General features: G+C 48.5%; 20 protein-coding genes and 1 pseudogene. 19 read left to right on the top strand and 2 right to left on the bottom strand.

Annotated features, from left to right (window positions below; all coding sequences use genetic code 11):
* Positions 1–31 precede the first annotated feature (31 nt).
* Together FD724_RS33320 and FD724_RS33315 are read left to right on the top strand one after the other, a co-directional pair.
* Complete coding sequence (locus FD724_RS33320) at positions 32–496, top strand: hypothetical protein (protein WP_179075984.1); 465 nt, start codon at positions 32–34, stop codon at positions 494–496.
* Positions 497–882: 386 nt separating this feature from the next.
* The gene (locus tag FD724_RS33315) at positions 883–2,136 is read left to right on the top strand and encodes a transposase (protein ID WP_256874655.1); all 1,254 of its coding nucleotides are present in this window, start codon (positions 883–885) and stop codon (positions 2,134–2,136) included.
* Here FD724_RS33315 and FD724_RS33310 read toward each other — a convergent pair.
* The gene (locus FD724_RS33310; RefSeq protein ID WP_179075983.1) at positions 2,111–2,560 is read right to left on the bottom strand and encodes a DUF1931 family protein; all 450 of its coding nucleotides are present in this window, start codon (positions 2,558–2,560) and stop codon (positions 2,111–2,113) included. The genes FD724_RS33315 and FD724_RS33310 overlap by 26 nt on opposite strands.
* Positions 2,561–3,069: 509 nt before the next feature.
* Between FD724_RS33310 and groES the strand changes: the two are divergent.
* From groES to FD724_RS33235, 15 genes and pseudogenes are all read left to right on the top strand, one after another.
* A pseudogene (gene groES, locus FD724_RS33305) lies at positions 3,070–3,402 on the top strand (co-chaperone GroES).
* Positions 3,403–3,570: 168 nt separating this feature from the next.
* Positions 3,571–4,788 carry a transposase gene (locus tag FD724_RS33300; RefSeq protein WP_179075982.1) on the top strand — a complete coding sequence of 406 codons (1,218 nt, stop codon included), beginning with the start codon at positions 3,571–3,573 and terminating at the stop codon, positions 4,786–4,788.
* Positions 4,789–4,925: 137 nt separating this feature from the next.
* A complete protein-coding gene (groL, locus tag FD724_RS33295; protein WP_179075981.1) occupies positions 4,926–6,563 on the top strand; it encodes a chaperonin GroEL in 1,638 nt (545 codons plus the stop codon).
* Positions 6,564–6,822: 259 nt separating this feature from the next.
* Positions 6,823–8,478, top strand: coding sequence for an IS1182 family transposase (locus FD724_RS33290; RefSeq protein WP_179075980.1), 1,656 nt, complete (start codon positions 6,823–6,825; stop codon positions 8,476–8,478).
* A gap of 119 nt (positions 8,479–8,597) precedes the next feature.
* Entirely contained in the window at positions 8,598–9,038 is a 441-nt protein-coding gene (locus FD724_RS33285; RefSeq protein WP_179075979.1) for a hypothetical protein, read from the top strand.
* A 390-nt stretch (positions 9,039–9,428) separates the two neighbouring features.
* Positions 9,429–9,899 (top strand): Hsp20/alpha crystallin family protein, encoded by a 471-nt coding sequence (locus FD724_RS33280; RefSeq protein ID WP_011316759.1) that lies wholly within the window; start codon positions 9,429–9,431, stop codon positions 9,897–9,899.
* 45 nt (positions 9,900–9,944) lie between these two features.
* Positions 9,945–10,535 (top strand): thioredoxin domain-containing protein, encoded by a 591-nt coding sequence (locus FD724_RS33275; protein ID WP_179075978.1) that lies wholly within the window; start codon positions 9,945–9,947, stop codon positions 10,533–10,535.
* A 243-nt stretch (positions 10,536–10,778) separates the two neighbouring features.
* Entirely contained in the window at positions 10,779–12,668 is a 1,890-nt protein-coding gene (dnaK, locus tag FD724_RS33270; RefSeq protein ID WP_179075977.1) for a molecular chaperone DnaK, read from the top strand.
* A gap of 185 nt (positions 12,669–12,853) precedes the next feature.
* The gene (locus FD724_RS33265; protein WP_179075976.1) at positions 12,854–13,627 is read left to right on the top strand and encodes a ChaB family protein; all 774 of its coding nucleotides are present in this window, start codon (positions 12,854–12,856) and stop codon (positions 13,625–13,627) included.
* Positions 13,628–13,904: 277 nt separating this feature from the next.
* Complete coding sequence (locus FD724_RS33260) at positions 13,905–15,101, top strand: alcohol dehydrogenase catalytic domain-containing protein (RefSeq protein ID WP_179075975.1); 1,197 nt, start codon at positions 13,905–13,907, stop codon at positions 15,099–15,101.
* Between the two features lie 95 nt (positions 15,102–15,196).
* On the top strand, positions 15,197–15,868 hold the full coding sequence (locus FD724_RS33255; protein WP_179075974.1) for a BON domain-containing protein: 672 nt from the start codon (positions 15,197–15,199) through the stop codon (positions 15,866–15,868).
* 78 nt (positions 15,869–15,946) lie between these two features.
* Positions 15,947–16,600: a TMEM175 family protein gene (locus FD724_RS33250; RefSeq protein WP_179075973.1), complete on the top strand. Its 654-nt coding sequence runs from the start codon at positions 15,947–15,949 to the stop codon at positions 16,598–16,600.
* Between the two features lie 158 nt (positions 16,601–16,758).
* Entirely contained in the window at positions 16,759–17,598 is an 840-nt protein-coding gene (locus FD724_RS33245) for an aldo/keto reductase (RefSeq protein ID WP_179075972.1), read from the top strand.
* A 188-nt stretch (positions 17,599–17,786) separates the two neighbouring features.
* Complete coding sequence (locus tag FD724_RS33240) at positions 17,787–18,623, top strand: YfdX family protein (RefSeq protein ID WP_179075971.1); 837 nt, start codon at positions 17,787–17,789, stop codon at positions 18,621–18,623.
* Between the two features lie 222 nt (positions 18,624–18,845).
* Positions 18,846–19,841, top strand: coding sequence for a YfdX family protein (locus tag FD724_RS33235; protein ID WP_372726542.1), 996 nt, complete (start codon positions 18,846–18,848; stop codon positions 19,839–19,841).
* Here the strand turns inward: FD724_RS33235 and FD724_RS33230 are convergent.
* Positions 19,831–20,052 carry a hypothetical protein gene (locus FD724_RS33230; protein WP_179075969.1) on the bottom strand — a complete coding sequence of 74 codons (222 nt, stop codon included), beginning with the start codon at positions 20,050–20,052 and terminating at the stop codon, positions 19,831–19,833. The genes FD724_RS33235 and FD724_RS33230 overlap by 11 nt on opposite strands.
* 117 nt (positions 20,053–20,169) lie before the next feature.
* Between FD724_RS33230 and FD724_RS33225 the strand changes: the two genes are divergently transcribed.
* The gene (locus FD724_RS33225; RefSeq protein WP_179075968.1) at positions 20,170–21,174 is read left to right on the top strand and encodes a DnaJ C-terminal domain-containing protein; all 1,005 of its coding nucleotides are present in this window, start codon (positions 20,170–20,172) and stop codon (positions 21,172–21,174) included.
* Complete coding sequence (locus FD724_RS33220; protein WP_179075967.1) at positions 21,171–21,488, top strand: chaperone modulator CbpM; 318 nt, start codon at positions 21,171–21,173, stop codon at positions 21,486–21,488. Before FD724_RS33225 ends, FD724_RS33220 begins: the two co-directional genes overlap by 4 nt.
* Positions 21,489–21,525 lie beyond the last annotated feature (37 nt).

Genomic DNA, 21,525 nt, shown 5'->3' with positions numbered 1-21,525 from the left:
TAATTTATCGTCTGAGGTTATAGATGCGCTTTTGATAGCCCAACTCTATCGCAAACGTTGGAAACTCGAAACTTTGTTTCAAGTCCTAACAGAAAACCTCTGCTGCGAGATTAATACATTAGGCTACCCAAAGGCAGCTTTATTTACCTTCTGTATCGCTTTAGTCGCCTATAATGTGCTGTCTGTGGTTAAGGCTGCACTCAGGATTGAAACGGAAGTTTCCAACTACTACTTAGCTGACGAAATCAGGGGTACTTATCGGGGGATGATGATTGCGATTCCCCCTGAAGAATGGGGTATTTTCCACAACATAACCTTCATGGAATTATCGCAAATTCTCAAACATCTGGCAGGTCTTGCCAAGTTGAGAGCTTTTCGCCGCCACCCAAGAGGGCCAAAGATTGCTCAACCAAAACGAACTTATCTTAAGAACAAGCCCCATGTCTCAACTGCTAAGATTTTAGCCCAGAAAGCACAGAACATTAACACACCTTGAAAGGGCTAGTCCTAATATTATGTAACCATTGTCATCAGGCTCAACTACATCTTTCATGTTATCCCATAGTAAACGAGGCGTTAACTTTTCTGTTTTCAAATAATAGTTAATTTTATCATGGCTAATACTCTCTAAATGCTCTGCCAAATTGGTAATGGTATAATTAATTTGGCTACTAAGTAGATACTGGCAATAATGTAATTTAGTAAACTTCATATTCAAAAGTATTCGTTACAGTAGCTTGAGCAGCAGCCCAAAAGAAAAGTTTGGTGTGAAAAGGAACAGTTTACATTTGTACTCTAGTTCATTTCATGTGCATCTTTATAGTACTAAAGTACTATTTACTAGCGATCGCATTGTGCCAGTTGCGTAAGTCCTGTATTAATATGAAAACACTGAAGTTTAAGCTATATCAACACAAAAGAAATAGACACCTCAAACGCATGATAAATGCTGCCGGGGTAATCTACAATCATTGTATTGCCGTACACAAACGCTACTACAGAATGTGGGGCAAGCATTTGAGGAGTGTAAAACTTCAGTCTCATATTGCTAAATTAAGAAAGCGTAACCCATTCTGGCAAACAGTAGGTTCTCAAGCAGTACAAGATATTTGTCAACGCATTGATAAAGCCTATCAATTGTTTTTTAAACATAATAAGAAAGGAGTTAGAACACCGGGATTTAAGAAAGTTAAAAAATACAAATCATTCACCCTCAAACAAGCTGGCTATAAGTTTTTAAATGGCAACAGAGTAAAAATTGGGAATCGAGTATATCAATTTTGGAAGTCTAGAGAGATTGAGGGAACAGTCAAAACCCTAACCATTAAACGCACACCGTTGGGTGAGTTGTTTATGGTTGTGGTAGTTGATGAGGGGAACAAACCAGAAGTTGAAGTTAAGACGGGTAAAATCGCTGGCTTTGATTTTGGATTGAAAACATTCCTCACCCTTTGGGTTCGGGAGTTTGCCATCGACGGAAACCGCCAAGACGGCAACTCCCTCACTTGTTCAGACGGGACTAAAATTGAATCACCCCAATTTTTCAAGCAGTCACTCAACGCCATCAAAATAGCCAGCAGACAGCATTCCCAAAAGTTGAAAGGCTCATCTAATCGTGAACGAGCTAGAAAGAATTTAGTACGTCGATACGAGGATATTTCTCATCGTCGGCATGATTGGTTTTGGAAGTTGGCACATCATTTGACTGATAAATTTGATGTATTATGTTTTGAAACACTAAACCTGAAAGGAATGCAGCGTCTTTGGGTGAGAAAAATCTCTGATTTGGCGTTTGGAGAGTTTCTACAAATACTAGAATGGGTTGCCAAAAAGAAGAAAAAGAGGGTTGTTTTCATCGACCAATGGTATCCCAGCACTAAGACTTGTTCTTGCTGCGGCCATGTTTTAGAAAGTCTTGATTTGTCTACTAGAGAGTGGCGCTGTCCGTCCTGTCAGTCAGTAAACGGGAGGGATAAAAACGCATCTCAGGTAATTTGTGCAGTCGGGGCATCGACTGTTGGGTTAGGTGATGTCAGTCGGGCGGGAGCCTGCTATCGCTGTTTGAGCCTAGAATCCCCACCCTTGAAGGGTGGGGAGTATGTCAATGAGTCTACAGCAGCAAGTCAAAAATGCTGAAGGCACGCTCCCACTGCATCGTCTGGGGGTTCTTGAGAGCAGGATCGATGATCTTGAAGGTGCGGGCAAGTGCCACACTAAGTCCACCCACGATGTCTGGAAGCCGTGCCTCGGTCTCTTTACTGTAGTCCAGGTCGAGCAGTGGTCGCGTCGTCATGTAATCCAGTATGGGCTTTAGCTCAATCTCCTCGTTGATCTCCTTGAAGTTGTGAATTCTCTCCTCCAGTCCCTTTGTAATAGGTACATCAAAAGGTTCGATGATGTCGCGCCCGTTCGCCTTCGCCGTAGCCTGGCCACGAAGGAGAAGATCGTAGGTTTTATGATTGACGAAGTCGCTGTAACGCTTAAGGTCGTTCTTGTCCACGTCTAGACCTGCCACAGTGCGGAAGAAGCGCTCGAACTTAGAAATACTGATTACTGACATGATTTAAATCCTCTTTGAGAACATTAAACAACCTCAGTGTTTAACGGTTGAATTGAGCAGATGCTAATAACCTTGAACTTAGTACTGACGACTCTCTTCAGTCCGCTCCAATGAGGTTTTATTTCAATACAGTTCGGTTAATAGTAGCCGCACCCTTTAGCCTGTGAGCTAAATCTCACAACCAATCACATTTGCAGTGCTTTGCAACTCAGCCGATATCTGCAACTATCAGTACATTCCACCATCGTACTCAATTAAGCTGAACCTCAACAGAAATTCTTGCACGCCCGGTTTTTGCCATACAACTGTTTTGCAACTTCCATGATTTCCTCAGAAAGTCCTTAGATTTTTTGGTTAAGGTAATAAGCACTGAGCAGTATTTTTGACAAAAAAGGTAGGAGACATACTGCGGGGTACAGAAGAAAGATGACAAAAACTTTAGTTGTGGGTTTAAAGCCCACTCACTAATGTACCTAGTGCCTCCTGCCTTCTCAACAGGAGAATAGCCTATGGCAGCCGTATCGCTGAGTATTTCGACAGTAAAACCATTGGGCGATGTCTGCGACGGGCTACGCCTACGCATCTTTATTAAGGTCGCGCAAGCGGAAGAAAAAACTGCTGGGGGAATTTTATTGCCCGACACCGCCAAAGAAAAGCCACAGATTGGAGAAGTGGTGCAAGTCGGCCCGGGGAAGCGTAATGAGGATGGATCTCGTCAGCCAATGGAAGTGAAAATTGGCGAATGAGTTCTCTATTCCAGATATGCCGGAACCGACATTAAACTCGGTAGCGAAGAATACGTGTTGTTGTCTGAAAAAGATGTCCTGGCGATCGTGGAGTAAGCAGCTTTCAAAGGGACTGAATATTGGGGAAAAGAGAGCAGGGGGAGCAGCTTTCAAGGGTAGGGGTTTAAGAAAGAGGGAGAAAAGCAGGTAAAATACACAACTGTTGTCAGACCGCAAAAATATGCAAGTTAGATGCGGTGAAGAATGTCAGGGTGTGGGGGGAAAATGCTTTTAGGAAAAAGCGAGGAATTAAGGCAATGGACGAGGAAAGTCATAGAAAAGATGCCGCATCTGTCTAAGTCGCAAGCATTGATACTAGCAATGTGGAGTTTTGGGATAGTGATGACCCAATCTTGCGGACTGACAACAGTATCAGTATTCTTAGCAGAGCTATTGGGAAAAAAGGAAAATACAGTCCGTCAGCAACTCAGAGAATGGTTAAGAGACGGGGAAGATAAAACAAAAGCAAAAACTGGCAGGGCAACACTGGACGTGACATTGTGTTTTAGCCCATTGTTGTCATGGATTCTGAGCCTGTGGCCAGAAGGGGAAAAACGTCTGGTATTAGCTGCGGATGCCACAACATTGAGCGATAGATTTACGGTGTTAGCAATTAGTGTTGTCTACAGGGGTTGTGGAATTCCTATCGCCTGGAAGATAGTCGAAGCAACCAAACCAGGGAGTTGGAAACCGCACTGGCAAAAACTATTTAACGACATCAGTGAAACTGTACCAGCAGATTGGTTTGTGATTGTGACCACAGACCGCGGACTTTATGCCGACTGGCTATATCAAAAAATTCAATCCCTGGGTTGGCATCCATTTATGCGGATTAATCAAATTGGACAGTTCACTCCACTTGGGGTTGAGTCTTGGCAAGCTTTAAATACTCTTGTTCCTGAAGTTGGTCAGTTTTTCTCTGGCTTAGTTACCTGTTTCAAGACTAACTCTCTCAAATGTACTTTATTAGCTCGCCATGACGCGGGTTACACTGACCCCTGGTTGATTCTCACCGATTTACCACCTGACGTTGCGGATGCTTGCTGGTATTCTATGCGCTGTTGGATTGAGTGTCTTTTTAAAGATGGTAAACGCGGCGGTTTTTGTTGGCATTGCACCAAGATTACTCACCCCAGACGCGCCGAGAGACATTGGTTAGCGATGGCTGTTGCTACTCTGTGGCAAGTCAGCGTTGGTGGAGAAGTTGATGCCAATCTACCGATTAGTAGTTTAGATGACTTACCACCAACTCATGTGGCACGACGCAATTTTAAAAATAGTGTCCTCCATCGTTGCTTGAGTTGTTTTCGTCGTGGATTTTTAGTCATTAAGGCCGCTGTTCTCAATCGCCTGCCATTACCTCAAGGTAGTTTTTTTCCTGAGCCTTGGCCCACTTCCCCTCCACAACTTCATGTGTCTCAAATCACTCTCTCTACTGCCTGATTTTTAAACCCCTACCCTTGAAAGAGGGGGAGCAGGGGGAGATAAAACTCCTAACTCTTGTACAGACGCGATTTATCGCGTCTCTATTCAGCACTACTGAAAACATCCTAATTAAAATTAACAAGGACAATATTTCTATGGTAAAGACAATTCTGTACAAGGACACGGCCCGTTGGACATTGGAAAAAGGCTTTGACGCTCTGACCGAAGCCGTCGCTGTCACCCTCGGTCCCAAAGGGCGGAATATAGTTTTGGAGAAAAAATTTGGCGCTCCTCAAATCGTCAATGATGGAGTAACTATTGCCAAAGAAATTGAACTAGAAGATCCCGCTGAGAATACCGGGATTTCCTTGCTACGTCAAGCAGCCTCCAAGACAAACGATGTCGCGGGTGACGGAACCACCACTGCAATTGTGCTGGCTCACGCGATGCTTAAAGAAGGGCTACGCAACGTTACGGCTGGTGCCGATCCCCTGACGGTGAAACGGGGGATTGATAAAGCTACAGAATTCGTCATCGAAAAAATTAAAGAACACGCCCGTCCAATTAAAGATTCTAGGGACATTGAGCAGGTTGCAACCATTTCAGCGGGTAATGACCCCGAAGTGGGTCGGATTGTGGCTGAGGCGATGGAAAGAGTGGGCAAAGAAGGTGTAATCTCTCTAGAAGAAGGCAGATCCACAACGACCGAACTGGAAGTCACTGAAGGAATGCGCTTTGATAGAGGGTACGTTTCGCCTTACTTTGTGACTGATCCAGAGCGAATGGAGGCAGTGCTGGAAGAACCCCACATTTTAATCACCGATCGCAAGATTACAATGGTTCAAGATTTAGTGCCGATTCTGGAGCAAATTGCTCGGACAGGCAAACCCCTACTAATCATTGCGGATGACATTGAAAAAGAAGCCTTGGCAACTTTAGTTGTAAACCATTTGCGCGGTGTGCTGCGAGTCGCGGCGGTGAAGGCTCCCGGCTTTGGCGCTCAACGTAAAGCCATGCTGGAAGACATCGCGGCGCTCACAGGTGGTCAGGTGATTAGCGAAGATACGGGCTTGAAGCTAGAAAATGTCAGGTTAGAAATGCTTGGTAAAGCCCGGCGAGCGATCGTTACCAAAGACGACACAACCATCGTGGCAGAAGGCAACGAAGAAGCTGTCAAAGCTCGCATCGAACAAATTCGTCGCCAAATCCAAGAAGTTGAATCCTCCTACGATAAGGAAAAACTGCAACAACGGCTGGCGAAACTGGCAGGTGGTGTCGCGGTGATTAAGGTCGGTGCTGCCACCGAAACTGAACTCAAAGACCGCAAGCTACGTCTAGAAGATGCAATTAATGCCACCAAAGCCGCAGTTGAAGAAGGAATTGTGCCCGGTGGCGGTACAATAATAGCACACATTGCTCCCCAGCTTGAGGAATGGGCAAAGAGCCAAATGAAGGATGAAGAGTTGACGGGCACTATGATTGTGGCTCGCGCCCTTTATGCTCCACTACGTCGCATTGCTGATAATGCTGGTGCTAATGGTGCGGTGATTGTGGAGCGCGTCCGTGAACTGCCCTTTGATGAGGGATACGATGCCGTTGCTAATAAATTTGTGAATATGTTCGAGGCGGGCATTGTCGATCCAGCGAAGGTGACTCGTAGTGCTTTGCAGAATGCTGCATCTATTGGTGGTATGGTGCTGACCACTGAGGGTGTTGTGGTAGAAAAACCTGACAAGCAGGCGAAAGCGCCAGCTGGTGTCGGCCCTGGCCCTGGCGAAGGCTTCGATTATTGAGGAGACTGGGTATTGGGGAGCCAGTCGCGTGCAAAGAGAAGTGCAGTCTTTGGGAGACACTGCGTTGCGGAGGTTCCCTCCGTTGTAGCAAGTGTCGGATACCGTTGGCGAAATATTGCTTAACAAAAAAACGGCGGCTTTACCGTGTATTACATGAAAAGGAGAATCACACCTCCCCGTGTATTACACGAGAATAAAAAAATTAAGTTAGCTGCCTCAATAATCAATAAACTAGAAGAAATACCTGTGGAGGCAGTATATGTGTTTACATCCTGAAGAAATTCCTCCTATTCCCAATGAAACGGTGCGTGTAGCCAAGGGCGCATTTCCAAAAGGTAATTTATATATGCGACTGCGTGATGAACTTGGAGTCTTTTATCATGATGAAGATTTCGCATCACTGTATCCACAACGGGGTCAGCCAGCGCAAGCACCTTGGAGGTTGGCGATGATCCTGGTAATGCAATATTTAGAAAATCTCTCTGATAGACAAGCAACTCTTGCAGTGCAAGGGCGGATTGATTGGAAATACGCTTTGTCGTTGGAGTTGACAGACCCTGGTTTTGACTTTAGTGTTTTAAGCGAATTCCGCGATCGATTAATCACAGGTGGAGTCGAGCGGCAAATACTAGACTTGATGCTGTCGAAATTTCAGGAACTCAAATTACTGTCAGCAAGGGGAAAACAGCGCACTGACTCTACTCATATACTAGCTGTAGTCAGGGATTTAAGCAGACTGGAACATTTGGGGGAAACGCTGCGGTATGCCTTGAATGCTGTGGCCGAAGTCGCACCCATTTGGCTGAAGTCACTAGCTCCTGCCGAGTGGTATGACCGCTATAGCAAACGTCTTGAAGATTCTCGGCTCCCTAGAACACCTACCGACAGGGAAGCATTAGCCGAGATCATAGGTGCGGATGGTTTTCATTTACTCGATAACATCTATTCCCAAACTTCCCCCATTGATCTGCGACAACTGCCAGCCGTAGAAGTTTTGCGTCAAGTTTGGTTACAGCAATACTATGCACCAACAGACAAAATTCAGTTACGCAGTGACAAAGATGGGCCACCTTCTGCGGTGCGAATTCGCTCTGCCTATGATTTAGATGCCCGTAACAGCACCAAACGCACAACCAACTGGACAGGTTACAAAGTGCATTTGACTGAAAGTTGTGATGAAGATTCACCACACATTATCACTCATGTAGAGACAACTGTTGCTACAACACAAGACCAAACTGTTGTGCCTTCAATTCACCAATCCTTAGCCCAAAAAAACCTTTTACCTCAACAACATTTAGTTGATCAGGGATACACCTCCTCTCAATTGCTTTCTAGTTCCGAGCGCGACTATGACATTGACCTGTTTGGCCCAGTTGCAGTTAATGGTGCATGGCAAGCAAAAGCCGGACTTGGGTTTGATGTATCTCACTTTCGAGTCAACTGGAAACGAAAAGTAGTCTATTGTCCTCAAGGTAAGCGCAGTAGTCGATGGAAAAATACTCTCGATGTTTATGGACATCCAGTAATTCATGTTAACTTCCGTACAAAAGACTGCAAGAATTGTCCGGTTCGCTCTCAGTGTACCCGTGCAGAATCCGACCCACGAGCGTTAACCATACAGGCACAACCCGATTACGAAGCCCTTCAAAAAGGCAGGGAGCGACAAAAAACTGAGGAATTCCAAAAGCAGTATGCACTGCGCTCAGGTATTGAAGGAACTATTTCTCAAGGAATCCGAGCATTTGAACTGCGCGATTGCCGTTATATTGGGCTAGCTAAAACTCATCTACAGCATATTCTGACGGCGGCAGCTATCAATTTGGGTCGAGTTTTCGCATGGTTGGAGGAGATGCCACGAGCTAAAACTCGCTCCTCACACTTTGCAAGGCTGGCAAACTCTACTGTGCGCTAGATAATACTCGTTTAGACTGGTGCTAAAACATCAATAAGATTTAAGTCTAATCCCGTGTATTACATGGAAAAACATCGTCATTTCCCGTTAAACTTACGATGTAATACACGGTTGAGGTTATGTGGAAACGAGATATTCAGGGAAAGTTTGCGCTTAAAAGTGATGACTATCGTGAAGTACGTTCTTTACGACTAACAGATGATACTTGGAAAGCACTTGGTATTGCCTCTGAATGTTTGGGTTTAACCCGTGCTGACTATTTAGAACACATTGTTAAGCATAACGCTCAACCAAGTATTACACGGGAAGACTCAGAATTTTTAGCTTTCAATCCACCAAAAAAGGAGCCTCAACCAAGTATTACAGGGTATAGGGAGTTTCCTCTAACATCTGATACGGAGCGCGAAAGACAGTCGGTTGCGTTGCCAACGATAAGAGAACTTGAAATTTTACGTGACCGTGTTTTGTCTGAACTGAAGTTAGGTAAGCAAGCTACTGGGTATAAAACTGCTCAGAAGGTTCTCAATCGTTTCATTTCTGAACTAATCGGTTCAGTTTAGCTGTTTGGGGAATTCGCCAACGGTATCAGTGTCGTCTTTGCCCCTTCGGGTGACGCTCCTGCGTCGCTAACGGAAGTTTCAACTCTACGGGAACCGCCAAGACTTGAACTTCCTCACCAAGTGGAGCAACTTCGGAGGGTTTCCCCCGTTGATCGAACTGGCGTAACTGAGAAAGGTTAAAGGGAAGTTATTTGTTTTTCCCCTTACAATTTTGCCTTGTCCCAATCCCCAATCATCATAATTTCCTCAGAAAGCCCTTAGATTTCTTCTTTATAGTGTCAACAGAGTTCAGCACTGGCATGATAGCAACGCTGTTTCAGCGACTGACAAAACCCAGTCTAATGCAGAATTCTAAACACTCAAGTATAGATCATCAGGAGACTTAAAATTATGGCACTCGTTCGTTGGGAACCTTTCCGAGAAGTTGAAAGTTTGCAGCGGCAGTTAAACCGCTTGTTTGATGAGATAGCACCGACAGGTCGTAGAGAAGAGGAAGGCATTGCCTTTATTCCCTCCGCAGAGATTCAAGAAACCCCCGATGCGGTTCATCTCAAGGTAGAAATTCCCGGTGTAGACCCCAAAGACCTAGATGTGCAGGTATCGCCAGAGGCAGTATCTATTTCCGGTGAGCGCAAGTCAGAAATCAAAACGGAAGAAAGAGGCATCACCCGCACCGAATTCCGCTATGGCAGGTTTCAGCGCGTAATTCCGTTGCCTACCCGTGTCCAGCACGATCAGGTGCAAGCAGAATACAAAGATGGCATTCTCAAGCTGAGGCTGCCCAAGGCTGAAGAAGATAGGAACAAGGTTGTGAAAGTAAACTTAGGTGACGGGCACAGGGGCAACGGGCAAGGGCAGTGACGCAATGTTTTCCAAAGCACTCCCTTAAGAGCAGGAGGTGACAACATGATCACAACAGCAACAGGCGAACTTAGCCTCCCAGTTAGCGATGCCTTCTCTTTCAGAGACGCTACCGCGAACGGCACACCTGAAGGTGAACGCGACCATATCCGAGGGCCAAAAAATGCACCCGTCACCCTCGTGGAATACGGCGACTATGAGTGTCCCTATTGCGGTCGTGCCCATTTCATCGTCAAAGAACTCCAGCAGTTGACCGGGGATCTCATGCGCTTTGTCTACCGCCACTTCCCGTTAACTAACGTGCATCCCCACGCCAAGCAGGCAGCAGAAGCAGCAGAAGCCGCTGGGGTGCGAGGTAAGTTCTGGGAGATGCACGACCATCTCTTTGAACATCAACAGGCGCTCGATCGCAAACATCTAATAGAATATGCCGCTAACCTCGGTCTTGATGTGCCTCGGTTTAGTCACGAACTCGCCGAGCACGCCCACGCAGCCAAGATACGCGAAGACTTACTCAGCGGAATCCAGAGCGGGGTCAACGGCACGCCGACTTTTTTCATCAACGGTGTGCGCCACGATGGCTCTTACGACCTCCGTTCATTGTTAGCCGCGATTCAAAACGCAGCCGAATCCTGAGTGCTAAGGAGCCAGAGGGCAGAAGGTTCAAGGATAGATTCTTCCCTCTGCCAAAAGGTCACAAGCCCACGCCAGTTTGCTCAAGTCGGGAAACCCTTACTTTCAGAAGCCGTTGTTAAATCCCCTAAATTTATTTATGGGGATTCCCCTTCTGCCCTCTGACTTCTTAATACCATTTATTCAACTTGTCCTGAATCCAGACTATCAATTTTTTATCCCAATCTTTGAAGGAGGTTGCTAACGATGGCAAAAATCGTTGGTATTGATTTAGGAACTACCAACTCCTGTATAGCTGTAATGGAGGGCGGACAACCCGTCGTTATTCCGAACACAGAAGGCGGTCGCACAACTCCGTCTGTGGTTGCCTACACCAAGAAGGGCGAAAAACTTGTCGGGCAAATTGCCAAGCGCCAGGGTGTAATGAACCCAGAAAACACCTTTTACTCCGTTAAGCGGTTCATCGGGCGCAGGTATGATGAAGTCACCCAAGAGGCAAAACAAGTTACTTACAAAGTGGCACGTGACAGTAATGGCAATGTCAAGCTACACTGCCCCGCTCTGAACAAGGAATTTTCACCCGAAGAAATCGCGGCTGAGGTAGTCCGCAAGCTGATAGATGATGCCAGCACATATCTGGGGGAACCAGTGAGGCAAGCGGTAATTACCACCCCTGCCTATTTCAATGACTCTCAACGGCAGGCTACCAAAGATGCCGGTAGAATTGCCGGGATTGAAGTTCTGCGAATTATCAACGAGCCAACGGCGGCTGCCCTCGCTTACGGACTTGACAAGAAAACTAACGAAACTATCTTGGTATTTGACTTAGGTGGTGGAACGTTTGACGTGTCTATCCTAGAAGTGGGTGATGGTGTGTTTGAAGTGAAAGCTACCAGTGGCGACACCCACTTGGGCGGTGATGACTTTGATAAGAGAATCGTAGACTGGCTAGCAACCGAATTCCAGCGTAACGAAGGCATCGATCTGCGTAAAGACAAACAAGCCCTGCAACGCCTCACCGAAGCAGCAGAAAAAGCCAAAATTGAACTGTCAGGCGCAACACAGACGAACATTAACTTACCTTTTATTACCGCAACCCCGGAAGGCCCGAAACATCTAGATATGACCTTAACGCGGGTACAGTTCGAGCAAATGTGCGCCGACTTGTTCGATCGTAGCCGCATTCCTGTCGAACAAGCTCTGCGCGATGCTAAACTGAGTCCCGCAGATATTGACGAAGTAATCCTAGTGGGTGGTGCAACTCGAATGCCGGCTGTCCAGCAACTGGTACGGCAGATAATAGGCAAAGACCCGCACCAGGGTGTCAACCCGGATGAAGTCGTAGCAGTGGGTGCAGCGATTCAGGCGGGTGTGCTTGGGGGTGAGGTAAAAGACGTACTGCTCCTAGATGTTACGCCGTTGTCGCTGGGTGTTGAAACTCTAGGTGGTGTGACGACCAAGATTATTCCGCGCAATACCACTGTCCCAGTGAAGAAGTCTGAGGTGTTCTCAACGGCGGCTGACGCACAAACAAACGTAGAAATCCATGTTCTGCAAGGTGAACGCGAAATGGCATCCGACAACAAGAGCCTGGGAACCTTCCGACTAGATGGGATTCCTCCAGCTCCCAGAGGTATGCCACAGATCGAAGTTACCTTTGACATTGATGCTAACGGGATTCTGTCAGCAACTGCCAGAGAAAAAGCCACAGGTAAAGAACAGTCCATTAGCATCACAGGTGCGTCTACCCTCGACAAATCTGAAGTAGAACGGATGGTGAAAGAAGCCGAGCGCAATGCGGAAGAAGACCGTAGGCGGCGCGAACAAATTGATACCAAAAATATGGCGGATTCTGTCGCCTATCAAGCCGAGAAACAGCTTCAGGATTTGGGTGACAAAGTGCCACCAGCAGATAAGTCCCGCGTGGAAGGCTTAATTCGAGACTTGCGTCAGGCAATTGAGCAGAACAACATCGATCGCATGAAGTCTCTCACCAACGAAATTCAACAAGCCCTGATGCAAATCGGCACTGCGGTCTACTCACAAGCAGGCGCATCTCCAGATGGCGGTACCTCCGCAGACGGACAACGCAGTGGTGAAGATGTCATTGATGCAGACTTTGTGGAACAAAAGTAACAAGACGCAGTGAGCAGTCCGTTGCTCTGGTTCTCAGAGTTAAAGGAACTGCTTTAGGGAGCCTGCGTGCGTCACCCTCTGGGTGACGCAGTGAAATTATCAAATACTCTCTTCCTATCCCCGCATCCTTAAATCTGCGCCACATTTCGTGATGCTATCTAGTTCTTTAATTTGGAGTAATTTTTATGACTTCTACATCTGAAAAAACCGCCCTCAAAAGTGTCTCTGCTATCTTCAAAGATGAAAAGAAGATGCAAGAAGTGGTTGAGCGTCTAATCAATCGCGGTATTCCCAAAGATCACATTTCGATTATTGGTCGCAATTTCCATGCTGAAACTCGTATCTCCGGATTTGTGACTAAACAAGATGTGATCTTGGATGGACTCGCCACCGGAGCGATTTTTGGATCGCTGTTTGGTTCTCTCTTGGCTTTACTTACGGGCGTGGGCGTGTTGTTCATTCCCTTTTTAGGAACCGTAGTAGCAGCAGGCCCTTTGGGAGCAGCATTATTAGGAGCGGCAGGCGGTGCTTTATATGGTTCCTTGGGAGCAGGCATTGGAGCTGCCTTAATCGCAATGGGTATGCCGGAGGACAAAGCTGCTATTTACGAAACACGCCTGAAAGCAGGTGAGTTTTTACTGGTCGCGGAAGTGCCACAAGAACAAGCAGACGAAGTTGTCTCACTGTTAGAAAGTGCGGGTGCGGAAGAAGTCGCTATCACTGACATGAAGATTCCCCGTCAACCAAAAGGTGAACTGGCAGATAATGAGCAGATTTCACCAGAAATTAGAGCAAATCTGTCGGACGACGCACAAAAAACTTTTGTTGATACCTACAATCGGTCGTTCAGAGAAGCCAATGGAAAAGATAATGCCTTGACGAAGGCTTGGGATCGGGTCAAACAGGTGTTCGATCGCGACGAAAAAGGCACTTATTCCAGGTCTAAAGTCAGATCGTAAATTTCCAGAGTTGCGATCACCTACGGTGGGGCGTAGCCCATCGCGAGGAACAAGGCACTTATTCCAGTCACAAAACAACTTAAAAAACTAGGAGAACCATCATGAACTGATATCACCGACTCCTTAAAGGGCTGCAAGTTTTGATCGTGGGCTTTCTTTTTTCCTCCCTTGAGTACTTGTGGCAGCCAATGCGATGTTGTTGCGCCCCGTGAAACTAGCTGAGGGGGCCTGAAATGAAATTTAGTAGTTCAAACCATAGAAAGAGGATGAACAAGCTATGGTAAGCAATCGTGGAGTAGTCTATGTGGGTCCTCGGAAAGTCGAGGTACAAAGTATCGACTTCCCAAAACTAGTTGACCCTCGTGGCAAGAAGTGCGAGCACGGTGTCATTCTCAAGGTGGTCACCACGAACATCTGCGGTAGCGACCAGCACATCTACCGGGGCCGCTTCGCCGTTCCAGAGGGGATGACGCTGGGTCATGAGATTACTGGTGAGGTCGTCGAGGTGGGCCGGGACGTGGAGTTTATTAAGGTCGGCGATCTCGTCTCGGTTCCATTTAACGTCGCCTGCGGCCGCTGCCGCAACTGCAAGGAGCGGCACACCGACATTTGCATGAACACCAACCCTGACTTCCCGTGCGGAGCCTACGGCTTCAACCTGGGCGGCTGGCCAGGCGGGCAGACCGAGTACCACATGGTCCCCTACGCTGACTTCCAACTGCTGAAGTTCCCCGACAAGGACCAGGCGATGGAGCGCATCCATGACCTCACCCTCCTCTCGGACATCCTGCCCACGGGCTACCATGGGTGTGTCATTGCGGGAGTTGGAACGGGCTCCACGGTGTACATTGCAGGGGCAGGACCGGTGGGTCGGTGTGCCGCCGCCAGTGCCCGCCTCCTAGGGGCCTCCGCCATCATCGTCGGGGACGTGAACCAGACCCGATTGCAGCTGGTGAAGAAGTCGGGTTACGAGACTGTGGACCTGACGCAAGACGTGCCGCTGGCCGATCAGATCGAGTCGATCCTTGGCGTTCGCGAAGTGGACTGCGGGGTGGACGCCGTGGGGTTCGAAGCCCACGGCCATGGGAAAGACGCTGGCGAGCAGCCGGAGGCTGTATTGAACGACCTGATGTCGGTGGTTCGCTTCGGTGGGGGAATGGGCATCCCTGGCATTTATACTAGCTCCGACCCCGGTGGTCCCACGGACCTGGCTAAGCAGGGGAAGTTGATCCTCGACTTCGGCAAGGCATGGATCAAGTCGCAGTTCGCCATGTGGGGGCAGTGCCCGGTGATGAAGTACCACCGACTCCTGATGCAGTCCATCCTCGGGGGCCGGATGGACTACCTGAGCGAGGTCACAAACATCGAGTTCATCTCGCTCGACCAAGCACCAGAGGCGTACCGGACATTCGACCAAGGGGCACCGAAAAAGTTCGTCATCGACCCGCACAACAGCACCAAGAAAGCTGCATAGAGCAGGATCATCCTGTGGCAGAAGCAGGTGTTAGAGCCTTTGAAATGAAGTTTAGCAGTTTTAAACCATAAGAGTAGCTCAAAGGAGAAACAACCATGACAACTGCAACCGCAACCCGAACTGACGAGGAAATCCAAAAGGATGTGCTGAATGAGTTGAAGTGGGATTCCCGCGTCCAGTCTACCGAAATCGGCGTAGCCGTCAAAGACGGTGTTGTTACGCTCACAGGCTGGGTCGATTCCTTTTACAAGCGCTGGGCTGCTGAAGAAGCTGCCCACCGCGTCCGTGGCGTACTGGCTGTGGCCAACGACATCGAGGTTCAGCTGCCGGTCTCTGCCGAGCGCACTGACGCCGACATTGCCGCAGCCGCCATTCATGCACTGGAGTGGGATGCCGGCGTGTCTATCGATAATCTCGACGTCACGGTCTCCAAGGGCTGGGTCACGCTCAGGGGTGTGGTCGAGTGGGAGTACCAGAAGCGCGATGCCGAGCGGGTTGTCCGCCGCCTGAAAGGTGTCAAGGGGGTGACCAACTTGCTCACCATCAAGCCCCGCGTGTCGCCGTCGGAACTCAGGCAGAAAATTGAGCAGGCGCTGATCCGCAGCGCGTCGGTCTCCGCGCTGCGGATCACGGTTGAGGTGGAGGGGAGCAAGGTCATCCTGAGGGGGGCGGTGCGCTCCTGGGCTGAGAAGCAAGAGGCAGAGCGGGCAGCGTGGTCGGCACCAGGAATCACCTCGGTGGAAAACTGGATCACGATCTTGCCCTAAGCCTGACCGTCAGAACGGCCGCCTCGACTGTCATCGAAGCAGGCACAAAGGTATGGTGGAACACAGAATCAAGTCACTATGCAGAAATCACGAGCATCAGCGGAGTCGGACACCCAGCGGATTGAAGCGTTTAGCGATGCCGTGTTTGCCATTGCCATCACGCTGCTGATACTGGAAATTCGCGTGCCAGAGTTGAACTCTACGGAGGGAACAACCAACACACTAAGTCTTGCCTCAGCATTATTCGTATTGTGGCCGTCCTACTTCGCCTACATTTTCAGCTTCGTGGTAATTGGAATTTTCTGGGCAAATCATCACTACGTCTTCCAACTCTACGAACGGAGCGATCAAGTATTTAAGCTGTTCAACCTCTTGTTTCTGATGTGTATTTCGTTTCTGCCGTTTCCAACGGCGGTCCTGGCTAGATGCATTACTGACGCACAGCAGCTGCAAACCGTAGTCGTCTTGTATGCGTTGGTATTGTTCTTATCAGTGTTGACATGGCTGCTCATCTGGCTATATGCCAGCCGCAATCATCGATTGCTGAACAGAAATCTCGACGGTCGATTCATCGCTTACCTCACCCGCATGTACATATTAACTAGCGTGTTGTACTTCTTAGCGCTTGTGCTGTCGTTGTGGAACGGTATCGCCGGATTGGTGTTATGCGTGGGATTGACATTACTATACACGCTGCCGCCGAAAAAGCCAGTGTATCGTAGCGGCGCATAAACGTGAGATCTCCTGAGGACATCAGGAACGAGCCTGAGGATGGAGAGTGAGGATCGCATCGGCGCGTTCGCGCAGCGTACACAGAGTGTAATCGCGCAGTGTACACGAAGTGTAATTGCTAACTTGCAAAAGAAAAGAATCTAGTCAGGAGAACAAGCATGGAACAGCGTCGGTTTGGTTCCACAAAGCGTGAGGTCGCGGTGATCGGTCAAGGGACTTGGTACATCGATCGCTGTGATCGCGCCTCCGCAATCGCCACGCTGCGTCGAGGTCTCGATCTCGGCATGACCCATATTGACACCGCCGAGATGTACGGCATCGCCGAGGAAGTCGTCGCCGAGGCGATCGTCGGGCGACGCGATGAGGTCTTCCTGGTCTCCAAGGTACTTCCCGAGAATGCCTCTCGGCGCGGGACGATGGCGGCTTGCGAGAAGTCGCTTGCTCGCCTCAAAACTGATCGACTGGACTGCTACCTCTTGCACTGGTGCAGTCAGCACCCGTTGGAGGACACAATTGCCGCCTTCGAGCAGCTTCAGCACGAGGGGAAGATTCTCTCCTGGGGAGTGAGCAACTTCGATCTGCCCGACCTTGAAGAGTCCCGGGCGATCGCCGGCGAGGGTCGTTTCGTCTGCAACCAGGTTCTTTACCATTTGAAAGAGCGCGCGATCGAGCATGCCGTGATTCCTTGGTGTGAGAAGCATGGCGTCGCCGTGGTCGCCTACAGCCCGTTCGGTCACGGGCACTTCCCAGATCCGCACACGACCGGAGGCCGCGTGCTGCAAGAAATCGCCGCCGCGCACAACGCGACCCCTCGCCAGGTTGCGCTTCGGTTCCTAGTGCGGCGGCCCTCGCTCTTCGCAATCCCCAAGGCCTCTAGCCCAGATCACGCAGCCGAAAACGCCGGGGCTGGGGAGCTCCAGTTGACCGAAGCCGAGCTTGATCGGATCGATAAAGCTTTCCCGCCCGATCCCCGTCCCCACGTGCTTCCAATGCTGTAGCTCGCCTGCAACCAACGAAGAGGCAAGGGAGCAGTCCGAGTGGAGCAGGGGAGAAGCCTCTGGTACAAGACCAAAGGAAAAACTAATGGGCTAGTAAAGGCTTAGAAGTAGATCGAACAATTGTTTGATCGCGATGAAAAAAACACCTATTCCAAACCCAAAACAAATTAACAAACAAGGAGAAGATTATGAACTCTCAAACATTGAATCAGCTCGATGCTCGTAATCAGCAAGAGATTGACAACGAGAGACAAAAGGCAACAGATGAAGCTCAAAGATGCGTAGATCAAGAAGCAGTTTCCGCGCTCAAAGAAACTCGAAATGCAATTAATGCCATTAACCAGAAAAATACTCAAGAAGCACTTCAAGCTTTAGAACGAGCAACAGGAAAACTTGAAATTCTAGTAGCACGATACCCTGAACTGGGTTTTGTTCCTGTGTCGGCTCAAGTAAATATAATCGATCTTGCCCCTGACAATTCTAATGAGATTGAGCGAATTCGTAATCGAATTAAGAGTACTGTGAATGGGGATGATTTTCGTACTGCTCGTCAACTGTTGAACAGCCTGGTGAGTGAGATTCGCACAACAATCTTTAATCTGCCACTAGAGACATATCCTGATGCCATGAAGGAAGCAGCCCGGTTATTGAACGAAGGTAAAACCGATGAAGCCAAAACGGTGCTGCAACTTGCCCTCTCAACCCTAGTGGTGACAGAAGTTGCTCGACCCCTACCGCTGCTTAGAGCCGATATTGACATAATGAGTGCAGTTGCTATAGCAGACAGCGATCGCGAAAGAACGCTGAGGTTGCTGGAAGATGCTCGCAACCATCTCAGGTTGACTCAACAATTGGGCTATGCCAAAGGCGATCCTGAGTATGCAGAACTTGAGCAGGCAATCCAAGATATCGAGCGGCAAGTTAGGGCAAACGAGAGAACCGCAGACCCATTGAGTCGGCTCCTGGAAAAATTCTCTAGTTTCTTCAAACGTATATCCGGAACCGCCCCCGCCCAACCAGCTTGATGAAGCTAGAAGGCAGGTGGTCACTGAGCGTAGCCGAAGTGAGGCAGGAGGCGAGAAGAGGATAGGGAGATAAGGAGCAGAGGAGATAGGGAGAATCAAGGGTAATTTTAGTCTTTTCTCCTCCGCTCCTTTGCCCCCTGCCCCTCTGCCCCTCTGCTCCCCTGCCCCTCCGCCCCCTACCTTCTTCAATCCAGGTGCAAAACAAGTTTATAAACCAGGAGAATGATCGTGAACCGATATCACAGATTCTTTAGAAGGCTGCAAGTCCTGTTCGTGGGTATTCTTTTTTCCTCGCTTTTATTCATCGCTCCCGTTCATGCAGTTAGCTCTGCTGCGGTATCTCCTGAAAGATTGAATCAGCTTGATACTAGTCTTCAGCAGGAGATTGAAAAGGAGAGGCAACAGGCAACAGCTGAGGCTGAAAGTAAACTGGATCGAGAAGCGATCGCCGCAATCGAAGAAACTAAAAAAGCGATCGCTGCCATTGAGCGGGGAAAGACTCAAGAAGCACTTCAAGCTTTAGAACGAGCAACTGGAAAAATTGACATACTGGTGGCACAATACCCTAAACTAGCTCTAATTCCGGTGGCGGCTCAGGTAGCGATAATCGATTTTGCCCCTCAGGATTTTAATTTGGTTGACCGAATTCGCAAACAAGTGAAGGGTGTTGTAATTGCAGAAGATTTTCCGGCGGCTCGCGAACTGTTGAACAACCTGATAAGCGAGATTCGCACAGCAATCGTCAATCTGCCATTAGAGAGATATCCAGATGCAACAAAGCAGGCAGCTCGGTTGTTGAACGAAGGCAAAATTGATGAAGCCAAAGGCGTGCTGCAACTTGCGCTCTCAACTTTAGTGGTCACAGAACAAGCTCGACCCCTGCCGCTAGTCAAAGCCCATACCGATCTAGTGACTGCGGTTACTTTAGCAGAGAAGGATCGCGACGCAGCACAGAGGTTGCTAGAAGATGCTCGTACCCAACTCAAGTTAGCTCAAGAACTAGGATATGCCAGAGGCGATCGCGAGTATGCAGCATTTGACAAAGCAATTAAAAATCTAGAGCGGCAAGTTAAGGCACGTGAGAACACAGCAGGCGCATTTGCCAAGCTTCAAGAACAATTCTCTAGTTTCTTCAACCGAGTATCCGAAGTCGTTAAACCAGATGATTCCCCGAAAAGGGCAGAAGCCAGAAATGAAAGGGAAAAGGTTAAAGGGTAAAGGGAAATGGCACTAAGAAAAGCGTAAATCCTTGGTATTCCTGGCTTTTGGGTGTGGGGTGTAGGGTGTGGGGAATTAAGAAGATGTTGAACTCCTTGACGCAGTTGCATTCAATTATCTGAAACACTACACCCAACACTCTACCCCCAACACCCTGCCCTGAGAAGGTTTCACCTTTTCTTCGTGCCATTCGGGTAAAGGGTAAAGGCATAATAAATTACATTAATATTACTTTCTTGCCCTTTTCCCCTTACCCTTTCCCCCTTACCCCTCATCTTCCTCATGCCCCTGCCCACCCGTCCCATCGCGTTAATTTCAAGAGGTGCTGATGGTTGCAGCAACCGATTTCAAAGATTATTACCAAATTCTCGGTGTCAGTAAGAACGCCACTCCGGAGGATATCAAAAAAGCCTACCGGAAATTGGCACGGAAATATCACCCGGACTTAAATCCTAACGATAAGCAAGCGGAAGCGCGGTTCAAAGAAATTAACGAAGCTAATGAAGTGCTGTCCGACCCGGAAAAACGCCAGAAGTATGACCAGTATGGTCAGTACTGGCAACAGGCTGCGGCGGGTGCATCTCCACCCAGAGGGGCGGGTACACAAGGTTATGACTTTAGCCAGTATGGCAACTTTGATGATTTCATTGATGAATTGCTGGGAGGGTTAGGTCGCAGTGGCGGTCGTACAAGGCAGCGCGGAGCTAATTATCACACAACAAGACCAGAAGGATTCCGGGACTACGTAGATTTTGGGTATGGAGAAGACCCCTCCAGCCGCTTCACTAATGTTCCCGCACAGGATACGGAAGCGGCGATCGCTCTCACTTTTTCTGAAGCGTTTCACGGTACACAGAAGCGGCTACAAATTGATGGAGAAACTATCACTGTTCGCATTCCGCCGGGAGTAAAATCGGGAAGCCGCATTCGAGTCAAAGGCAAAGGACAGATGAGTCCTTTTAGTCAGCAACGCGCTGATTTGTATCTGACAATTGAATTATTGCCCCATCCTTTCTTCAAATTTGAGGGCGACAATCTTGCTTGTGAACTACCTGTCAGCCCAGAAGAAGCAGTACTTGGCGCACAAATAGATGTTCCTACGCCTGATGGCAAGGTAACGATGACGATTCCGGCCGGTGTGGATTCCGGCCAAGCACTCCGGCTACGTGGCAAGGGCTGGCGCGATCCAAAAGGCAATCGTACCGCTTTGATTGTGCGGTTAAAAATTGTGACACCCAAAGATTTGAGTCCCCAAGAAAGAGAGTGCTATGAAAAATTGCGACAAGTTAGCAGTTTTAATCCCCGTCAAGGCTTAGAAGAGGTGCGATTATGATTTCTAACCTGAGTTTGTCTAGTGTGGTGTGGTCAGAAGCAGGCGATCGCCTCTATAGTTTCGAGCAAGCCGCCTACCTCACCCAGACCTCGGTTTTTTTGCTAGAACGATTTGCCCACCTGGGATTAATTGAACCTGTAGGAATCATGCTGCGCCGACAGGATATGTTTCGCGTTGTGCAGATTCAAAGGTTGCACCGCGATCTGAACTTGAATTGGGTCGGAGCAGCAATGGTGCTGGATATGGTAACTGAAATTGCCCAACTCAAGGCGCAACTGCGTGCCTACCGTGCTGAATTACAAATTCGTAATTAAGAGCGTTAACAAAATAATTTATTTCTCAGCTAAGGAG

The sequence above is a fragment of the Nostoc sp. C057 genome (assembly GCF_013393925.1).
GTDB classification, from domain to species: Bacteria; Cyanobacteriota; Cyanobacteriia; order Cyanobacteriales; family Nostocaceae; genus Nostoc; species Nostoc muscorum_A.
Note: the sequence above shows the minus strand (reverse complement) of the source record. Positions and strands in the feature narration are given on the sequence as shown.

What these genes read in the sequence shown, in the direction of transcription:
- FD724_RS33315 (WP_256874655.1), top strand. Translation starts at nt 883, where the DNA reads ATGAAAACACTGAAGTTTAAGCTATATCAACACAAAAGAAATAGACAC.
- FD724_RS33310 (WP_179075983.1), bottom strand. Translation starts at nt 2,560, where the DNA reads ATGTCAGTAATCAGTATTTCTAAGTTCGAGCGCTTCTTCCGCACTGTG.
- FD724_RS33300 (WP_179075982.1), top strand. Translation starts at nt 3,571, where the DNA reads ATGCTTTTAGGAAAAAGCGAGGAATTAAGGCAATGGACGAGGAAAGTC.
- groL (WP_179075981.1), top strand. Translation starts at nt 4,926, where the DNA reads ATGGTAAAGACAATTCTGTACAAGGACACGGCCCGTTGGACATTGGAA.
- FD724_RS33290 (WP_179075980.1), top strand. Translation starts at nt 6,823, where the DNA reads ATGTGTTTACATCCTGAAGAAATTCCTCCTATTCCCAATGAAACGGTG.
- FD724_RS33285 (WP_179075979.1), top strand. Translation starts at nt 8,598, where the DNA reads ATGTGGAAACGAGATATTCAGGGAAAGTTTGCGCTTAAAAGTGATGAC.
- FD724_RS33280 (WP_011316759.1), top strand. Translation starts at nt 9,429, where the DNA reads ATGGCACTCGTTCGTTGGGAACCTTTCCGAGAAGTTGAAAGTTTGCAG.
- FD724_RS33275 (WP_179075978.1), top strand. Translation starts at nt 9,945, where the DNA reads ATGATCACAACAGCAACAGGCGAACTTAGCCTCCCAGTTAGCGATGCC.
- dnaK (WP_179075977.1), top strand. Translation starts at nt 10,779, where the DNA reads ATGGCAAAAATCGTTGGTATTGATTTAGGAACTACCAACTCCTGTATA.
- FD724_RS33265 (WP_179075976.1), top strand. Translation starts at nt 12,854, where the DNA reads ATGACTTCTACATCTGAAAAAACCGCCCTCAAAAGTGTCTCTGCTATC.
- FD724_RS33260 (WP_179075975.1), top strand. Translation starts at nt 13,905, where the DNA reads ATGGTAAGCAATCGTGGAGTAGTCTATGTGGGTCCTCGGAAAGTCGAG.
- FD724_RS33255 (WP_179075974.1), top strand. Translation starts at nt 15,197, where the DNA reads ATGACAACTGCAACCGCAACCCGAACTGACGAGGAAATCCAAAAGGAT.
- FD724_RS33250 (WP_179075973.1), top strand. Translation starts at nt 15,947, where the DNA reads ATGCAGAAATCACGAGCATCAGCGGAGTCGGACACCCAGCGGATTGAA.
- FD724_RS33245 (WP_179075972.1), top strand. Translation starts at nt 16,759, where the DNA reads ATGGAACAGCGTCGGTTTGGTTCCACAAAGCGTGAGGTCGCGGTGATC.
- FD724_RS33240 (WP_179075971.1), top strand. Translation starts at nt 17,787, where the DNA reads ATGAACTCTCAAACATTGAATCAGCTCGATGCTCGTAATCAGCAAGAG.
- FD724_RS33235 (WP_372726542.1), top strand. Translation starts at nt 18,846, where the DNA reads ATGATCGTGAACCGATATCACAGATTCTTTAGAAGGCTGCAAGTCCTG.
- FD724_RS33230 (WP_179075969.1), bottom strand. Translation starts at nt 20,052, where the DNA reads ATGCCTTTACCCTTTACCCGAATGGCACGAAGAAAAGGTGAAACCTTC.
- FD724_RS33225 (WP_179075968.1), top strand. Translation starts at nt 20,170, where the DNA reads ATGGTTGCAGCAACCGATTTCAAAGATTATTACCAAATTCTCGGTGTC.
- FD724_RS33220 (WP_179075967.1), top strand. Translation starts at nt 21,171, where the DNA reads ATGATTTCTAACCTGAGTTTGTCTAGTGTGGTGTGGTCAGAAGCAGGC.